This window comes from Afipia sp. P52-10 (genome assembly GCF_000516555.1).
Taxonomy (GTDB): Bacteria; Pseudomonadota; Alphaproteobacteria; order Rhizobiales; family Xanthobacteraceae; genus P52-10.
Map to the genome: position 1 here is coordinate 538,357 of NZ_AZSJ01000007.1, position 17,085 is coordinate 555,441.

The following is a 17,085-nucleotide window of genomic DNA, read 5'->3' on the forward strand; positions in this document are numbered from 1 at the left end:
GCACTGCACTTGCAATGACGAAAAAATTGGCTAATGTGTAGGCAGATGGTTCCTGTGCCTAAAAAATGCGCGAAATCAACTGCAATGGCGCAGTTGATTGGAATCAAAGCGGACGTCCAGTGACCAATTCGGTGTCGCCACAGCTGAAGCCCTTGTCCATCGACGGTATCGCCGTGAGCGTGCCGGTTGTGCTCGCGCCGATGTCCGGCATCACCGATGCGCCGTTCCGTAAGCTCGCCGCTGAACTCGGCGCCGGTCTCGTCGTTTCGGAGATGACCGCCAGTGACGATCTCGCCCAGGGACGGCCAGTGGCGCAGTTGCGCTGTGAGGCGTCTGGGGTCGGACCGCATGTGGTGCAGCTTGCCGGATGCGAAACCCGCTGGATGGCGGAGGGGGCACGGATCGCCGAGGCCGCCGGCGCCGACATCATCGACATCAACATGGGCTGTCCCGCGCGCCACGTCACCAGCGGCGAAGCCGGTTCGGCGCTGATGCGCGATCTTGATCACGCGCTGACGCTGATCGAGGCAACAGTGAATGCCGTCTCGGTACCGGTCACGCTGAAGATGCGGCTTGGCTGGGACCACAATTCCATCAATGCGCCCGAACTTGCGCGACGAGCGGAGGCCGCCGGTGTTCGCCTCATCACCGTGCACGGCCGCACCCGCTGCCAGTTCTACAAGGGGCGCGCCGACTGGAGCGCCATTCGCGCGGTGAAAGAGGCGATCGGCATTCCGCTCGTCGTCAATGGTGACATTCTATCGTTCGATGATGCACGCGCAGCGCTGGAAAAGTCCGGGGCCGATGCGGTCATGATCGGTCGCGGCGCCCAAGGCCAACCATGGCTGCCGGGGCAGATCGGCCGACGCTTCGTCTCCGGCAAGATCGAGGCCGTGCCCTCACTCGACCGGCAACTCGACTACGTCCGCATGCTCTATGAAGGCGTGCTCGCGCATTACGGCATACGGGTGGGGCTCCGTCATGCCCGCAAGCACCTGAGCTGGTCGCTGAACGTCGCCGCCGAAACCAGCGGCGCATTGCCGGAGACGCTGACGCGCTGGCGGCAGACCGTGCTGACCTCCGAACAGCCCGCTGAAGTGCACCGTTCGCTTGCCGATGCATTCGACGATTTCGCCGAGAGGGCCGCCGCATGAACCTGCATGCCGAACCGCGTCCGCAGCCTGCGGCCGACAGCGACGCGATCCTCAACGCGCTGCCCAATCCCGTGCTGCTGGTCGGGCCTGACGGCAAGATCGTCGATGCCAACATCGCCGCCGAATCGTTCTTCGAAATCTCCGTGCATCTGCTGCAACGGCATTTCCTCAAGGAACTGATTCCGTTCGGCAGCCCGTTGCTGGCGCTGGTCGAGCAGGTGCGCACCAACGGCTCACCGGTAAACGAGTACAAGGTCGATCTCGGCACGCCGCGGATCGGCAGCGATCGCCAGGTGGATCTGCACGTTGCGCCGCTGTCGGAGCGGCCCGGCCATATCGTCGTGATGCTGCAGGAGCGCACCATCGCCGACAAGATGGACCGGCAGCTCACCCATCGCAGCGCCGCCCGCTCGGTGATCGCGCTCGCGGCCATGCTCGCTCACGAGATCAAGAATCCGTTGTCCGGCATTCGCGGGGCGGCGCAGCTGCTCGAACAGTCGGCGCCGCCCGAAGATCGCCAGCTCACACGACTCATCTGCGACGAAGCCGACCGCATCGTCACGCTGGTCGATCGCATGGAAGTGTTCGGCGACGAGCGGCCAGTGGCGCGCGGGCCGGTCAACATCCACTCGGTGCTGGATCATGTGAAGCGGCTGGCGCAGTCGGGCTTTGCCCGCAACATCAAGATCGTCGAGGATTACGATCCGTCCTTGCCGCCGGTGCTCGCCAATCAGGATCAGTTGATCCAGGTGTTTCTCAACCTCGTGAAGAACGCCGCGGAAGCGACGGCCGACATGGATCAGGACGCCGAGATCCAGCTCACCACCGCATTCCGGCCCGGCGTCCGATTGTCGCTGCCGGGCACCAAATCCCGCGTTTCGCTGCCGCTTGAATTCTGCGTCAAGGACAACGGTCCCGGCGTGCCGGACGATCTGCTTCCCAATCTTTTCGATCCATTCGTCACCACCAAGCCGACCGGCAGCGGCCTCGGGCTCGCGCTCGTCGCCAAGATCGTCGGCGATCACGGTGGGATCATCGAATGCGAATCGCAGCCACGCAAAACAGTCTTTCGGGTTCTGATGCCGATCTACAGTGCGGCCAAGGACCAGAACAGGGGCGTCAGCGAACCGGGAACGCTGCCGCAGGCCTCACAGGTGAAGCGATGAGGAAGTAAAAAAATGCCCGCAGGAAGTATTTTGGTCGCTGACGACGACACGGCGATCCGCACGGTTCTCAATCAGGCGCTGTCGCGCGCAGGCTATGAGGTCCGCCTCACCGGTAACGCCGCAACGCTCTGGCGCTGGGTCAGCCAGGGGGAGGGCGATCTCGTCATCACCGATGTCGTCATGCCGGACGAGAACGCATTCGATTTGTTGCCTCGCATCAAGAAGATGCGTCCCAACCTTCCCGTCATCGTCATGAGCGCGCAGAACACGTTCATGACTGCGATCCGCGCATCCGAACGCGGCGCCTACGAATATCTGCCGAAGCCGTTCGACCTGAAAGAGCTGATCGCGATCGTCGGCCGCGCGCTGTCCGAACCGAAAGAGCGTCAGTCACGTTCGGCGGACGAGACGGAGTTCGATGCCATTCCGCTGGTCGGCCGCTCGCCGGCGATGCAGGAAATCTACCGCGTGCTGGCGCGGCTGATGCAGACCGATCTGACCGTGATGATCTCGGGCGAGTCGGGCACCGGCAAGGAGTTGGTGGCGCGGGCGCTGCACGATTACGGCAAGCGCCGCAACGGCCCGTTCGTCGCCGTCAACATGGCGGCCATCCCGCGCGACCTGATCGAGTCCGAGCTGTTCGGCCACGAGCGCGGCGCCTTCACCGGTGCCAACAACCGCGCGTCGGGACGGTTCGAGCAGGCCGAAGGCGGCACGCTGTTTCTCGACGAGATCGGCGATATGCCGATGGAGGCCCAGACCCGCCTGCTGCGCGTGCTGCAGCAGGGCGAGTATACCACCGTCGGCGGCCGCACCCCGATCAAGACCGATGTCCGCATCATCGCCGCGACCAACAAGGACCTGCGCATTCTGATCCAGCAGGGCCTGTTCCGCGAAGACCTGTTCTTCCGCCTTAATGTCGTGCCGCTGCGGCTGCCGCCGCTGCGCGAGCGGATCGAGGATCTGCCCGATCTGATCCGTCATTTCTTCTCGCTGGCGGAAAAGGACGGACTGCCACCGAAGAAGCTGGACGCGCAGGCGCTGGAGCGGATGAAGCAGCACCGCTGGCCCGGCAACGTGCGCGAGCTGGAGAATCTCGCACGCCGGCTGGCCGCACTTTATCCGCAGGAAGTCATCACCGGTTCGGTGATCGAGGGCGAACTGGCGCCACCGGCGGTGATGGCGAGCAGCAGCGCGCCGCAGACCATCGACAATCTGGGCGGCGCAGTCGAACTCTACCTATCATCGCATTTCGCCGGTTTCCCGAACGGCCTGCCGCCGCCAGGGCTGTATCACCGGATCCTGAAGGAGATCGAGATTCCGCTCTTGACGGCGGCGCTCGCCGCCACCCGCGGCAACCAGATCCGGGCCGCGGACCTTTTGGGCGTCAACCGCAACACGCTGCGCAAGAAGATTCGTGACCTCGACATTCAAGTCTTCAGGTCAGGAGGCTGAAGGTCTGGCGGCTGAGCGGTTTCCGATGGCGCCATTGGGTGCCGCCGGTGCGCGAGGGCATTGAGAATCACCGTTGCGGCGATGTCACAACGCTGCAACGTGTCCGCCTTCGTACCAGACAGCCGAAAATGACTACGTGACGCACTAAAATCTGGGTAATCGACAGGCTCGCAGCAGGTTGTGCCGCGGAATTGTCGTAATTGGGCAACAATTGTTGTACGATTGCATCAGTGCAGTCGTGCCAAACGATTAGTGCCGTCGACGGTCGTTATATCCAGCCTAGTGCCCAGCCTATGACCACCGCAGACGCGGCCACCGCCACGTTGGAAACCCCAGCAGAACCCACAAGCTGGTCGCGCCGCCGCCTTCTGGCCGGCGTGGCGGTCGTGCTCGCGCTGATTTCCGCGTTCCTGACCTTCGTGGTGCTGAACGGCCTGTCGCCGATCGTGCCTACCCATGAAATGGTCATCACCTTCCTGATGATCAACACGGCGACGATCCTGGTGCTGCTCAGCATCATCGGCGCCGAGGTCTGGCAGGTGATCCAGGCGCGCAGGCGGGGCCGGGCGGCGGCGCGTCTGCATGTGCAGATCGCCGCACTGTTCTCGATCATCGCGGTGCTGCCGTCGGTGCTCGTCGCCGTCGTCGCCAGCGTGACGCTCGATCGCGGCCTCGATCGACTGTTCTCGACCCGCACCAAGGCGGTGATCGAGAATTCGGTCGTCGTTGCCCATGCCTATCTGGAGGAAAATGCCCGCCAGATCGGTGGCGACATCATCGGCATGGCGAGCGATCTGGCTCGGGCGCGGCCGCTGTATGACCAGGACCGCGACAGCTTCCGCCGCTATCTGACGTCGGGTGCGCAGGCCCGCAACCTGCCGGGTGCGATGCTGATCGACAAGGATCGGCATGTACTGGAAACGGCCGAGACCGGCATCCGCCAGACCTTCACGGCGCCGGAGCCGGAATTCCTGAGCAACGTCACCGAGGACAAGCCGGAAATCGCCGTCTTCATCGAACAGAATTACGTCGCCGCCGTGATCCGGCTGCGCGCCTATCAGGACACGTTCCTCTACGTCGCCCGGCTGCTCGATCCGCGCGTCGTCAATCGCGTGCAGATGACCCAGGAGGGCGCCACTGAGTTCGCCGAACTGGAATCGCGCCGGCTCGGCATCCAGGTCGCATTCGCGCTGATGTTCACGGTCATCGCACTGACCGTGCTGATGTCGTCGGTGCTGATTGGCCTCAATTTCGCCAACTGGCTGGTAGCGCCGATCCGCCGCCTGATGGCAGCCGCAAACCTGGTCTCGACTGGCGATCTAAAGGTGCAGGTGCCGGTCAACAAGTCGGAGGGCGACCTTGCCAATCTTGGCGAGACCTTCAACAAGATGACCAGCGAACTGCGCACCCAGCGTGACGATCTGGTGCGCGCCAGCGACATGATCGACAGCCGGCGCCGCTTCATCGAAGCGGTGTTGTCGTCGGCCAGCGCCGGCATCATCGGCGTGGACGAGGAGGGCAAGATCGGCATCCTGAACCGCTCGGCAGAAAAGCTGATCGGTCATCCGGAATCGGAGGCGCTCGGCCATCCGCTGGCGGAGATCGTGCCGGAGCTGAACGAGATGATGGACGCTGCCCGCGAGGGCATGCAACGCCTCGTTCAAGGACAGATCAGCGTCAGCCGCGGCGGTAAGGACCGTACGCTGTCGGTACGCGTCAGCGCCGAACAGAGCGGCCACACCCAGGACAGCTACATCATCACGCTCGACGACATCACCGAGCTCGTGTCCGCGCAGCGTACGTCCGCATGGGCCGATGTCGCCCGCCGCATCGCCCATGAGATCAAGAACCCGCTGACGCCGATCCAGCTGTCGGCGGAGCGCATCCGCCGCAAGTATGGCAAGGTGATTACTGAGGATCGCGCCGTGTTCGACCAATGTACGGACACAATCGTCCGTCAGGTCGATGACATCCGACGCATGGTCGATGAGTTCTCCCGCTTCGCGCGCATGCCAAAACCCGTGATCGAAAACGAAGATGTTGCCGATATGGTGCGTCAGGTCGTGTTCCTGATGCGGGTCGGGCATCCGGACATCGATATCGAGACCAATATCGCTGAAGATCCGATGCCCGCACGGTTCGACCGCCGGCTGATCTCGCAAGGGCTGCAGAACATCATCAAGAACGCCTCTGAAGCGATCGGCGCGGTGCCGCCGGATACGCTTGGCAAGGGACGGATCGATGTGCGCGCATCGCGCGACGGCGACGAGATCGTCATCGATGTCATCGACAACGGCATAGGCTTGCCCAAGGAAAGCCGTTCTCGCCTGCTTGAGCCATATGTGACGACGCGCGAGAAGGGGACCGGACTTGGTCTCGCGATCGTCGGCCGCATTCTCGAAGATCACGGCGGCCGGATCGAACTCAACGATGCGTCGCAGGCCGTTCCGGGCCAGCGCGGCGCCTGGATGCGACTGAGATTTTCCGCCGCCGGACACACGGAATCCGCGGCATCCGAAGCCAACGAACCGACACCAGCATCTGCGAACGCACAGTGAACCACGACCATGCCGTATGACATTCTGATCGTCGATGATGAGGCTGATATCCGCGATCTCGTCGCCGGGATTTTGGAAGACGAGGGGTTCGGGACCCGCACGGCGCGCGACAGCGACACCGCGATCGCGGAAATCTCCAACCGACGTCCGAGCATGGTGTTCCTGGACATCTGGATGCAGGGCAGCAAGCTCGACGGCCTGCAGCTGCTCGAGGTGATCAAACAGGACCACGCCGACGTCCCGGTGGTGATGATCTCCGGCCACGGCAACATCGAGACCGCGGTCGCGGCGATCAAGAAGGGGGCCTACGACTTCATCGAAAAGCCGTTCAAGGCCGACCGGCTGATCCTCGTCGCCAACCGCGCGCTCGAAACCTCCCGCCTGAAACGCGAGGTGAAGGAGCTGAAGCAGCTCGCGCCGGTCTCCTCCACCATGGTCGGCCGCTCGCCGAGCATGAACCAGTTGCGCCAGACGGTTGAACGGGCCGCCAAGGCCAACAGCCGCATCATGATCGTCGGCCCCTCTGGCGGCGGCAAGGAACTCGCCGCGCGTACGCTGCACGGCATGTCGTCCAGGGCCGACGGGCCGTTCGTGGTTATTAACGCCGCCGCCATCGTGCCTGAGCGGATGGAAGTCGAGCTGTTCGGCGTCGAGCAATCGAACGGCGAATATCAGCGCAAGGCCGGCGCGCTGGAGGAGGCGCACGGCGGAACGCTGTTCATCGACGAAGTCGCCGACATGCCGAAGGAGACGCAGAGCAAGATCCTGCGGGTGCTGGTCGATCAAACCTTCCAGCGCGTCGGCGGTTCGACCAAGGTCAGCGTCGATGTGCGGATCGTGTCGTCCACCACGCGCAACCTCGAAACCGAGATCGCCGAGGGCCGATTCCGCGAAGACCTCTATCACCGCCTGTCGGTGGTGCCGATCCGGGTGCCGCCGTTGTCCGACCGCCGCGAGGACATCCCGGAGCTGGTCGAATACTTCATGGACCAGATCTCGCATGCCACCGGCCTGCCACGACGGAAGATCGGCGACGACGCCATGGCGGTGTTACAGTCGCATATCTGGCCCGGCAACGTTCGCCAGCTCCGCAACAACGTCGAACGGCTGATGATCCTCGCCGGCGGTGATCCGGATGCGATCATCACCGCCGACATGCTGCCGCAGGATGTCGGCTCGATGGTGCCGGCTATGCCGACCGGCCACAACGGCGAGCACATCATGGGACTGCCGCTGCGCGAGGCGCGCGAGGTGTTCGAGCGCGATTACCTGATCGCGCAGATCAGCCGCTTTTCCGGCAACATCTCGCGGACCGCCGAATTCGTCGGCATGGAGCGCTCGGCGCTGCATCGCAAGCTCAAGGCGCTCGGCGTCGGCTAACTATGGGGTCAAGGGGCGACCAGCATGTCTCGATTTGCCTATGTCAACGGACGCTATCTTCCGTCGCGCGACGCTTGCGTGAATGTCGAGGATCGCGGCTACCAGTTCGCCGATGGTGTCTATGAGGTGTGCGAGGTCCGCGGCGGCCGGCTGGTCGATGCGCCGCGTCATCTGGCGCGGCTGCAGCGATCGCTCAGCGAGCTGCGGATCGCGATGCCGATGCCGCTCGTTTCGATCGAATTCATCATGCACGAGACTGTGCGCCGCAACCGGGTCGACTACGGATTGGTCTATCTGCAGATCACGCGCGGCGTTGCCCGCCGCGACCACGCGTTTCCGGTTACGGCGGTCAAGCCGAGCATCGTCGTAACGGCCAAGAACCTCAGCTACGAGAAGAACCAGGCCGCGGCCAAGTCCGGCATCGCCGTCATCACCACGCCGGAGAATCGCTGGCCGCGTGTCGATATCAAATCAGTGTCGCTGCTGCCCAATGTGCTTGCCAAGCAGCAAGCAAAGGAAAAGGGGGCCTCGGAAGCATGGTTCGTCGATCGTGACGGATGCGTCACCGAAGGCTCCTCCAGCAACGCCTGGATCATCACCCGCGACGGACGCGTGGTGACCCGTCCCGCCGACAACTACATCCTGTCGGGGATCACGCGCGCCGTGCTGATGAATGTGCTGGAGGCGTTGCAGCTCCGCCTCGAGGAGCGCGCCTTCACGCCCGAAGAGTCCTATGACGCTGCGGAAGCCTTCATCACCTCGGCGAGTCAGATCGTGATGCCGGTGATCAAGATAGACGATCGCATAATAGGCGATGGCAAGCCGGGTTCCGTTTCGCAGCGGCTGCGCGATGAATTCCATCGCTTTGCGTATTTTTCCTGACTTCGCACCAATTATTCGGCCCTCCCCACAACAGTAGTCTTGCCTAAGTGGGCGGCCTGCCATCTAATCGGACGGTCGGACCGCCGGACGGGACATTCGGAGGTGCGGCGGCACGTGGTTTCGACGTGCGAAATTTGGAAATCACGGGTCAAAACGAAAAAAGACAAAAGGCAATCACGGGACAATAACAATGGCCGCTGAACGCGCACAAAACCTCCAGGACACATTCCTCAATCACGTTCGAAAAACCAAGACGCCACTCACCATCTTCCTGGTCAACGGAGTGAAGCTGCAGGGCATCGTCACCTGGTTCGATAACTTCTGCCTGCTGCTGCGGCGCGACGGACATTCCCAGCTCGTCTACAAGCATGCGATCTCGACCATCATGCCAGGCGCTCCGATCCAGCTGTTCGAAGGCAGTGAGGACGCTCCAGCTTGAGATACATCTGATTGGAACCCCGACAACGACACGAACGCGAAGCCGACCGTCCAGGTTCGGCAGGGGGCAAGGCGGCGGGGCGGGTGCTGGTCATCGGCCCTTACCTAAGACAACGGCCGGGCGAGGGCGGTAGCGCGGGGGATGCGGTCTCCTCACGCAGCGCGTCCGCGCGCCTCGATGAAGCGACCGGCCTCGCCCGCGCGATCGATCTCGATGTCTGCGAAGCGCTGATCGCGCCGATCAGCCAAATTCGTCCAGCGACCTATCTCGGTAAGGGCAAGGTTGAGGAAATCGTCGGCCTCGTCACAACGCACAAAGCCGATCTCGTGGTGATGGACTGCGCGCTGTCGCCGGTGCAGCAGCGTAACCTTGAGAAGGCCTGGAATACCAAGGTGCTCGATCGCACCGGGCTTATCCTCGAGATCTTCGGGCGTCGCGCCCGCACCCGCGAGGGCACGCTACAGGTCGAGCTTGCGCATCTGACCTATCAGCGCAGCCGTCTCGTGCGCTCATGGACTCACCTTGAGCGCCAGCGCGGCGGCTTCGGCTTCCTTGGCGGGCCAGGCGAAACACAGATCGAAGCCGACCGGCGCATGATCGGCGAGCGCATCGTGCGGATCGAGAACGAATTGAAAAAAGTGCAGGCCGCGCGGCGGCTGCATCGTGCTGGTCGCCAGCGCGTTCCATACCGGATCGCAGCACTCGTCGGCTACACCAACGCCGGAAAATCGACCCTGTTCAACCGATTGACCCGGGCCAACGTGCAATCCGCCGACATGCTGTTTGCGACGTTGGATCCCACCTTGCGCGCGCTGACGCTGCCGCACGGCGGCAAGGCGATGCTGTCGGATACGGTCGGATTCATCTCCGACCTGCCGACCATGCTGGTCGCGGCCTTCCGCGCGACGCTCGAGGAGGTGCTGGAGGCCGATGTCATCGTCCATGTGCGCGACATCTCGCAAGGCGACAGCGAGGCGCAGAAGCGCGACGTCGAAACGGTGCTGCGTCAGCTCGGTATCGAGGAGGACGGCGGCGGCCGCATCATCGAGGTCTGGAACAAGATCGACCGGCTCGATGAAGCCGGCCGCGAGCGGCTCGCCAACATCGCCGCACGCCAGCCCACGGGCAGAGCGTGCTACCTGGTCTCGGCCGAAACCGGCGAAGGGCTCGACGCATTGCTGGCGGCCATTGAGGAACGCCTGGCCGCGGCGAAAGTGACACTGCAACTCGACGTCGATGCCGCGGACGGCGCCGGCATGAGCTGGCTACACCGCCACACCGAAGTTCTGGAAAAGCATCTCGACGAAGGCCGCTATCGCGTCACCGTACGCGTCGATGGCGATCGCAGCGAGGGCGTTCTGCGCAAATTCGCTGATGATCCGCAAAGCCGCCGACACTGATATGACGGCGTGGCTGCCTCAGCCTGCATGAAATCCTTGACCGAACCGCCATCGAGACGGTTTCATCGCACCGCCCACCAACCAAGAACTCAAGAACCCTCAAGGAGCTTCCCGTGACCTATTCGGACGTTCTCTTGCATATCGATGGCACCTGGCGCGGCAGCCGTTCCGGCAAAACCATCCCGATCCTCAATCCGGCCACGGAGGATACGATCGCCACAGTCGCGCATGCTGACGAGAGCGACCTCGACGAGGCCCTTGCTGCTGCCGAAAGGGGCTTCAAGGTCTGGCGCGCGGTTGCGCCGTTCGAACGCGCCAAGCTGATGCGCAAGGCCGCCGACATCCTGCGCGAGCGCGCCGACATCATCGCGCCGCTGATGGTGCAGGAGCAGGGCAAGACGCTGGTGGAGGCGAAGATGGAAACGCTCGCCGGCGCCGACGTGATCGACTGGATGGCGGAGGAGGGTAAGCGCACCTATGGCCGCGTGATCCCGCCGCGCATGCCAGGTGTCTATCAGATGTCGCTGCGCGAGCCGGTTGGCCCGGTCGCAGCCTTCACGCCCTGGAATTTCCCGATCAACCAGGTGGTGCGCAAGCTGTCGGCCGCGCTCGCCTCCGGCTGTTCGATCATCGTCAAGGCGCCGGAAGAAACCCCCGCATCGCCCGCCGAACTGATCCGCGCCTTCATCGACGCAGGGATTCCGAAGGGTGTGATCAATCTCGTCTACGGCGTACCGGCCGAGATTTCCGAGTACCTCATTCCTCATCCGTCCATCCGCAAGATTTCGTTCACGGGCTCCACCAGCGTCGGCAAGCAGTTGGCCGCGCTTGCGGGATTGCACATGAAGCGCGCGACCATGGAGCTTGGCGGCCATGCGCCGGCGATCGTGTTCAACGATGCCGACGTGGCAAAGGCCGCAGCGGTGCTGTCGGGTTCGAAGTATCGCAACGCCGGTCAGGTTTGCGTATCGCCGACGCGGCTGTTGGTGCAGGACAAGGTCTACAGCGAGTTCGTTGAGAAGTTCGTCGAGGGCACCAAGGGCGTGAAGGTCGGCAACGGCCTCGATCCGGATTCAAAGATGGGCGCGCTCGCCAATCCGCGCCGCATCACCGCGATCGAAGGGATGGTGCAGGATGCGGTCGCCAAGGGCGCCAAGCTGAAGACCGGCGGTCACCGCATCGGCAACAAGGGCTACTTCTTCGAGCCGACCGTCATCACCGACGTTCCGAAGGACGCGCGGGCAATGAACGAGGAGCCGTTCGGACCGCTGGCGCTGATCTCGCCGTTCTCGACCTTCGAGGAGGTCGCCGAAGAAGCGAACCGCCTGCCGTATGGCCTGGCATCCTATGCCTTCACCAGCTCGACTAAGACGGCGACGGCGCTGGGCTCTGCGATCGAAAGCGGCATGGTGGCGATCAACGGCGCGCCGCTGGCGCTGCCCGAGGTGCCGTTCGGCGGCATCAAGGATTCCGGCTACGGCTCGGAAGGCGGTACCGAGGCGCTCGAGGGCTACCTCAACATCAAGTACATCACCCAGGCGTCGGTCTGATCGTACTCCGCTTGCAGCCATGACCATGCGGGCGGCCCACACGGCCGCCCGTCTTTATTTCGCGTCTTTGGTCTTCTCTTGCATCTTGGCCTCGTTCCAGAGCCCGTCCATCTCCTCCAGCGACGACTGCGCCAGCGTGCGGCCGCGCGCGCTCAGCGTCTGCTCGATATAGCCGAAGCGGCGCTCGAACTTGGCGTTCGCCGCGCGCAGTGCCGCTTCCGGATCGACGTTCGCGTGCCTTGCGAGATTGGCGACGACGAACATCAGATCACCGATCTCCTCGGCCACATGGTCTGCGTCGCTTGTGTCGAGTGCCGCTTCGATCTCGTCGGTCTCCTCGCGCATCTTGGCGAGCACCGCATGAGCGTCATTCCAGTCGAAGCCGACCGTGGAAGCCTTCTTCTGCAGCGCGACGGCGCGGGCGAGAGCAGGGGCGCCTGCCTTGACCGAGCTGAGCAGGGAGGAGTCCCGTTGCGCGGTCGCGGGCCTGCGTGCGGCGCGCTCGGCCTTCTCCTGCTGTTTGATGATGTCCCAGGTGCCCTTGATCTGGTCGTGGGTCGTGGAACCCGCGTTCTCGCCGAACACATGCGGGTGGCGGCGGATCAGCTTGGTCGTGATCGCCTCCACCACGTCGCCGAAGTCGAACGCGTTCTCCTCCTCCGCCATCCGCGCATGGAACACGACCTGCAGCAGCAGATCGCCGAGTTCGTCGCACAGGTCGCCGAGATCGTTGCGGGCGATGGCATCGGCAACCTCGTAGGCCTCCTCGATGGTGTAGGGCGCAATCGTGGCGTAGGTCTGCTCTACGTCCCAGGGACAGCCTGTCACCGGGGTCCGCAAGGCGGCCATGATCTCGATCAAGCGGGCGATATCGCGGGAAGGGGTCATAGGCACCTCAAACCGGGTTCGGGTTGGGCCTGCTTATGCCCGAATGGACGGGCTCGGCCCAGCCGGGTCGGGGCCATTGGCCCGATTGCGCACAGGTGCTAAGCCCGCTCTGCAAAGGAGAGTTGCGTGGACCAGCAAAGCGCCCTCGTGTTGTTTTCCGGAGGCCAGGATTCCGCCACATGCCTGGCCTGGGCGCTGGACCGCTTCGGCCGCGTCGAGACCGTCGGCTACAGCTACGGCCAGCGGCACACGATCGAACTCGACTGCCGCGCGCCGCTGACCGCCGGAATCTCCGCGCTGAAGCCGGACTGGGCCGTCCGGCTCGGCGAGCATCACACGTTGGACATTCCGACCCTCGGCGCGGTATCAGACACCGCGCTGACCCGCGACGTGGCGATTGCGATGGGCGACAACGGCTTGCCGAACACCTTCGTCCCCGGTCGGAACCTGATCTTCCTCACCTTCGCCGCTGCGCTGGCCTATCGGCGCGGCATCAAGAACCTGGTCACCGGCGTCTGCGAGACTGACTATTCCGGTTATCCGGATTGCCGCGACGACACCATCAAGGCGCTGCAGGTAGCCCTCAACCTCGGGATGGAACGCCGTTTCGTACTGCATACGCCGCTGATGTGGCGTGACAAGGCCGAGACCTGGGCGCTGGCCCATGATCTCGGCGGACCGGCGCTGGTGGACCTGATCCGCGAACAGTCGCATTCCTGCTATATCGGCGACCGGACCCATCGGCACGATTGGGGCTATGGCTGCGGCGAATGCCCCGCCTGCCGCTTGCGTGCGGATGGCTGGAGCCGCTATGCACCGCGGGCACCGAAACAGGACTGATCATGACCGCTCAGGATGGCCGCGAGGCCGAAGGATTCGTGTTCCTCGCCGCCTATATTGCCAGCATTCCGGTCGCCAACTGGCTGATCGGCAATGTCGGCACCGTCTGCGTGCCGCAGGGGCCGTGCCTCATTCCGGTGGCGCCGGGGCTGATGGCGCCGTCGGGCGTGCTGATGGTGGGACTGGCGCTGGTGCTGCGCGATCTGGTGCAGCGCCGGCTCGGCATCGGCTTCGGGCTCGGTGCGATCGTCGCTGGAACCGCGCTGTCCGGCATGCTGGCGCCGCTGCCGCTGGTGGTGGCCTCGACCACCGCATTCCTGCTGTCGGAGCTCGCCGACTTCGCCGTCTACACGCCGCTGCAGAAGCGCGGCCTCGTGCTCGCGGTTTTGCTGAGCGGAATTGCCGGATTGATCGCTGACTCGCTGATCTTCCTGTGGCTCGCGTTCGGAAGCCTGGATTTCCTGGCCGGACAGATCGTCGGCAAGCTTTGGACCGTGCTGCTGGCGCTGCCGGTGATTGCATGGCTGCGGCGGCGAGATCAGCGTTTGGGTTTGGCCTAACGCTTCCGCATGATGCTAGCTTCGCATGATCAAAACGATCATCGGGAGGCAGCAATGAGCGAGCAGGCGCAGGTCCTTGTCGAACGCGATGGCCCCGTCACCATCATTTCCATCAACCGCCACGAGCGCCGGAACGCCGTCGACGGCCATACCGCGCGGCTGCTGTACGACGCCTTTCTCGTCTTCGACGCCGACGACAGCGCCTCCGTTGCCGTGTTCACCGGCGCCAACAATGCGTTCTGTGCCGGCGCCGACCTGAAGAAAGTCGCAACAGGCGATCCGGAAAAGAAGCGCGAGCCGGGCGGGCTCAACACCCTGGCGCCGATGGGGCCGAGCCGGTTGCGTCTGAGCAAGCCGGTGATCGCCGCGGTCGAAGGGCACGCGGTCGCGGGTGGTATGGAGCTCGCACTATGGGCCGATATGCGCGTGGTCGGCGAGGGCGCGGTGTTCGGCATCTTCTGCCGCCGCTTCGGCGTACCGCTGATCGATCTCGGCACGATCCGTCTGCCACGCCTGATCGGCCACTCACGGGCGATGGACCTGATCCTCACCGGCCGGCCGGTCGAAGCGCAGGAGGCCTTCGCCATCGGTCTCGCCAACCGCCTGGTGCCGAGGGGTGAGGCGCTGGCACATGCCGTCGCCCTCGCCAAGGATCTCGCCGCATTTCCCCAGGCCTGCCTGCGCAACGACAAGCGTTCGGCGCTGGCGCAATGGGACCTCGACGAGGAGGCGGCGATCATCGACGAGATGAACGGCGGCCTGAAGGTGATCGCGTCCGGCGAAACGGTGGCCGGCGCCACCCGCTTTGCCAGCGGCGCCGGCCGTCACGGCCGCTTCCGGGAGTGATCAAGCCGGTTCAATGAATCGACGCAGATGCCTGCTGCTGTTCTGGAATCTTCGGGTCCACCTCCGGCAAGCCTTGGCTACTGAATTCGGCTCTGAGTGCTTGGATGTTAAACAATCGCCGTTCAAGATGAGGCCACGCACGCGCAACGAATCCGGGGCGCTGAACGAACCAACAACAACGAAGGGCAGGACCTTTGGCGGACTTTGTAACGATAGAGAGGGGCCTTGGGCCGGACGGCCGGGTTGCGGTGGTCCGCTTCGACCGTGGCGATGGTATCAATGCGCTGTCGCCGCAGGCGATGCGCGAATTGACCGACGCCGCACGCAGCTTCGAGGATGACACCAAGACTACCGCGGTCGTGCTGACCGGGACGGCAAAGGCGTTCAGCGCCGGGTTCGACCTGAAGAACGAGGAGCTGCGTGCCCGCAACACCATGGACACCGGTACGCTTCGCCACCATCTCAAGCTTGGGCCGCGGCTGACCAAGGCCTGGTACGACATGGAGCAGGTGACGATCGCGGCGATCGAAGGCTTCTGCGTCGGCGGCGGTATCGCGCTCGCCGTCGCGCTGGATTTCCGCATCATGGCCCGCGATGCGCATATCCGCGTGCCGGAAATCGGCCTCGGCATCAACATGAGCTGGCAGACCGTGCCACGCATGCTGCACCTGATCGGGCCGGCGCGAACCAAGCAGGCGGTGATCCTGGCCGACCAGCGGATAACGGCGGAGCGAGCTTATGAGTGGGGGCTGGTGGAGCAGGTGGCCGAACCCGGCAAGGCGTTCGACACCGCCTACAGCTTCGCCGAAAGTGTCGCCGCGCAGCCGCCGCTTCCGGTGCTGATGACGAAGCAGACGGTGAACCGGCTGACCGGCGCGCTCGATGATCTCACCAGTCACATGGAAATGGATCAGTATGCGCTCGCGTTGAAGACCGACGATCGCGTCGAAGGCGTCGCCGCGTTCCTCGAAAAGCGCAAGCCGCGCTTCAAGGGGCGGTGACCGGCGCTTGATCGGCGGGGCCGAGGTGAGACAAAGGGAGAGGCGGCATGCATGGAGGCGGCCACGGCACGGCGGCCGGCAAACACGCCGGGCGGCTCACCTGGGCGTTCATTCTGACGGCCAGCTACATGGTCGCCGAGGTGATCGGCGGTCTCATCACCGGCAGCCTCGCGTTGCTGGCGGATGCCGCGCATATGCTGACCGATGCGGGCGGGCTGCTGCTGGCGCTGATCGCCATCCGCTTCGCCCAGCGCGAGGCGACGCCGCAGCGGACCTACGGCTACCTGCGCATGGAAATTCTCTCGGCGCTGGCCAACGCCATCGTGCTGCTGCTGTTGACCGTCTATATCCTCTACGAGGCGGTGCAGCGCTTTCTCGCGCCGCCGGAGATCATGAGCCTGCCGATGCTGATCGTCGCCGTGATCGGCCTCGGCGTGAATCTCACCAGCATGTGGCTCTTGGCCGGAGGCTCATCGGAAAGCCTGAACGTGAAGGGCGCCTATTTCGAGGTGCTGAGCGACATGCTCGGCTCGGTCGGCGTCATCGTCGCAGCGCTCTTGATGATGTGGAAGGGCTGGACCATCGCCGACCCGATCATCGGTGCGGGCATCGGCCTGTTCATCGTGCCGCGCACCTGGATTCTGCTGAAGCAGGCGCTGCATATCCTGATGGAAGCCACGCCGCCGCATGTCGATATGGCGGCGCTGGAAAAGGAGCTTGCGGGCATCGACGGCGTGACCGCGGTGCATGACCTGCATGTCTGGACCATCACCTCGGGCTTCGACGCGCTGAGCTGTCATCTGGTCGTGCGGACCATGGACAACAACGTAGCGATCCTGCGCGAAGCGCGGCGGCGCATGAAGGACGGCTTCCACATCGACCACGTCACGATCCAGATCGAGGACGAAGCGCTGCGGGCGGAGGAGGCGGTGCTGCACGTCTGAAGAACGAGGAGGGCGCTGGCGC

Annotated in this window: 15 protein-coding genes; 14 read left to right on the top strand and 1 reads right to left on the bottom strand. The window is 64.1% G+C overall.

All coding sequences use genetic code 11. The annotated features are described in order from the left end of the window. Positions 1 to 119: 119 nt before the first annotated feature. The 9 genes from dusB to X566_RS19840 all read left to right on the top strand — a co-directional run bounded on the left by dusB (position 120) and on the right by X566_RS19840 (position 11,984). On the top strand, positions 120 to 1,154 hold the full coding sequence (gene dusB / locus X566_RS19800) for a tRNA dihydrouridine synthase DusB (protein ID WP_409337839.1): 1,035 nt from the start codon (positions 120 to 122) through the stop codon (positions 1,152 to 1,154). Next, positions 1,151 to 2,320 carry a nitrogen regulation protein NR(II) gene (locus X566_RS19805; protein WP_034470825.1) on the top strand — a complete coding sequence of 390 codons (1,170 nt, stop codon included), beginning with the start codon at positions 1,151 to 1,153 and terminating at the stop codon, positions 2,318 to 2,320. The genes dusB and X566_RS19805 overlap by 4 nt, the downstream gene beginning before the upstream one ends. Before the next feature lie 12 nt (positions 2,321 to 2,332). Then, the gene (gene ntrC, locus X566_RS19810) at positions 2,333 to 3,775 is read left to right on the top strand and encodes a nitrogen regulation protein NR(I) (RefSeq protein WP_034470828.1); all 1,443 of its coding nucleotides are present in this window, start codon (positions 2,333 to 2,335) and stop codon (positions 3,773 to 3,775) included. A 293-nt stretch (positions 3,776 to 4,068) separates the two neighbouring features. Further along, the gene (locus tag X566_RS19815) at positions 4,069 to 6,333 is read left to right on the top strand and encodes a PAS domain-containing sensor histidine kinase (protein ID WP_034470831.1); all 2,265 of its coding nucleotides are present in this window, start codon (positions 4,069 to 4,071) and stop codon (positions 6,331 to 6,333) included. A gap of 9 nt (positions 6,334 to 6,342) precedes the next feature. Then, the gene (locus tag X566_RS19820) at positions 6,343 to 7,713 is read left to right on the top strand and encodes a sigma-54 dependent transcriptional regulator (RefSeq protein ID WP_034470833.1); all 1,371 of its coding nucleotides are present in this window, start codon (positions 6,343 to 6,345) and stop codon (positions 7,711 to 7,713) included. A gap of 24 nt (positions 7,714 to 7,737) precedes the next feature. Next, complete coding sequence (locus X566_RS19825) at positions 7,738 to 8,595, top strand: D-amino-acid transaminase (RefSeq protein WP_034470834.1); 858 nt, start codon at positions 7,738 to 7,740, stop codon at positions 8,593 to 8,595. A gap of 190 nt (positions 8,596 to 8,785) precedes the next feature. Then, complete coding sequence (hfq, locus tag X566_RS19830) at positions 8,786 to 9,034, top strand: RNA chaperone Hfq (protein ID WP_034470836.1); 249 nt, start codon at positions 8,786 to 8,788, stop codon at positions 9,032 to 9,034. Positions 9,035 to 9,045: 11 nt separating this feature from the next. Next, complete coding sequence (gene hflX / locus X566_RS19835) at positions 9,046 to 10,434, top strand: GTPase HflX (protein ID WP_034470838.1); 1,389 nt, start codon at positions 9,046 to 9,048, stop codon at positions 10,432 to 10,434. A gap of 113 nt (positions 10,435 to 10,547) precedes the next feature. Continuing rightward, positions 10,548 to 11,984, top strand: coding sequence for an NAD-dependent succinate-semialdehyde dehydrogenase (locus tag X566_RS19840; protein WP_034470840.1), 1,437 nt, complete (start codon positions 10,548 to 10,550; stop codon positions 11,982 to 11,984). Between the two features lie 54 nt (positions 11,985 to 12,038). On the opposite strand, the gene mazG is transcribed toward X566_RS19840, so the two are convergent. Continuing rightward, positions 12,039 to 12,872: a nucleoside triphosphate pyrophosphohydrolase gene (gene mazG / locus X566_RS19845; RefSeq protein ID WP_034470842.1), complete on the bottom strand. Its 834-nt coding sequence runs from the start codon at positions 12,870 to 12,872 to the stop codon at positions 12,039 to 12,041. Positions 12,873 to 12,998: 126 nt separating this feature from the next. On the opposite strand from mazG, the gene queC reads away from it, so the two are divergent. The 5 genes from queC to X566_RS19870 all read left to right on the top strand — a co-directional run bounded on the left by queC (position 12,999) and on the right by X566_RS19870 (position 17,063). Next, entirely contained in the window at positions 12,999 to 13,712 is a 714-nt protein-coding gene (queC, locus tag X566_RS19850; RefSeq protein WP_034470844.1) for a 7-cyano-7-deazaguanine synthase QueC, read from the top strand. Positions 13,713 to 13,714: 2 nt separating this feature from the next. Next, positions 13,715 to 14,272, top strand: a complete 558-nt coding sequence (locus tag X566_RS19855) for a VUT family protein (RefSeq protein ID WP_034470846.1) — start codon at positions 13,715 to 13,717, stop codon at positions 14,270 to 14,272. Positions 14,273 to 14,326: 54 nt separating this feature from the next. Further along, positions 14,327 to 15,118: a crotonase/enoyl-CoA hydratase family protein gene (locus tag X566_RS19860; protein WP_034470850.1), complete on the top strand. Its 792-nt coding sequence runs from the start codon at positions 14,327 to 14,329 to the stop codon at positions 15,116 to 15,118. Positions 15,119 to 15,312: 194 nt separating this feature from the next. After that, complete coding sequence (locus X566_RS19865) at positions 15,313 to 16,119, top strand: enoyl-CoA hydratase/isomerase family protein (protein WP_034470852.1); 807 nt, start codon at positions 15,313 to 15,315, stop codon at positions 16,117 to 16,119. A 47-nt stretch (positions 16,120 to 16,166) separates the two neighbouring features. Continuing rightward, positions 16,167 to 17,063, top strand: coding sequence for a cation diffusion facilitator family transporter (locus X566_RS19870; RefSeq protein WP_034470854.1), 897 nt, complete (start codon positions 16,167 to 16,169; stop codon positions 17,061 to 17,063). The last annotated feature ends 22 nt before the right edge of the window (positions 17,064 to 17,085 follow it).

What these genes read in the sequence shown, in the direction of transcription:
- ntrC (WP_034470828.1), top strand. Translation starts at nt 2,333, where the DNA reads ATGCCCGCAGGAAGTATTTTGGTCGCTGACGACGACACGGCGATCCGC.
- X566_RS19860 (WP_034470850.1), top strand. Translation starts at nt 14,327, where the DNA reads ATGAGCGAGCAGGCGCAGGTCCTTGTCGAACGCGATGGCCCCGTCACC.
- mazG (WP_034470842.1), bottom strand. Translation starts at nt 12,872, where the DNA reads ATGACCCCTTCCCGCGATATCGCCCGCTTGATCGAGATCATGGCCGCC.
- X566_RS19870 (WP_034470854.1), top strand. Translation starts at nt 16,167, where the DNA reads ATGCATGGAGGCGGCCACGGCACGGCGGCCGGCAAACACGCCGGGCGG.
- X566_RS19815 (WP_034470831.1), top strand. Translation starts at nt 4,069, where the DNA reads ATGACCACCGCAGACGCGGCCACCGCCACGTTGGAAACCCCAGCAGAA.
- X566_RS19805 (WP_034470825.1), top strand. Translation starts at nt 1,151, where the DNA reads ATGAACCTGCATGCCGAACCGCGTCCGCAGCCTGCGGCCGACAGCGAC.
- X566_RS19820 (WP_034470833.1), top strand. Translation starts at nt 6,343, where the DNA reads ATGCCGTATGACATTCTGATCGTCGATGATGAGGCTGATATCCGCGAT.
- X566_RS19855 (WP_034470846.1), top strand. Translation starts at nt 13,715, where the DNA reads ATGACCGCTCAGGATGGCCGCGAGGCCGAAGGATTCGTGTTCCTCGCC.
- hfq (WP_034470836.1), top strand. Translation starts at nt 8,786, where the DNA reads ATGGCCGCTGAACGCGCACAAAACCTCCAGGACACATTCCTCAATCAC.
- X566_RS19825 (WP_034470834.1), top strand. Translation starts at nt 7,738, where the DNA reads ATGTCTCGATTTGCCTATGTCAACGGACGCTATCTTCCGTCGCGCGAC.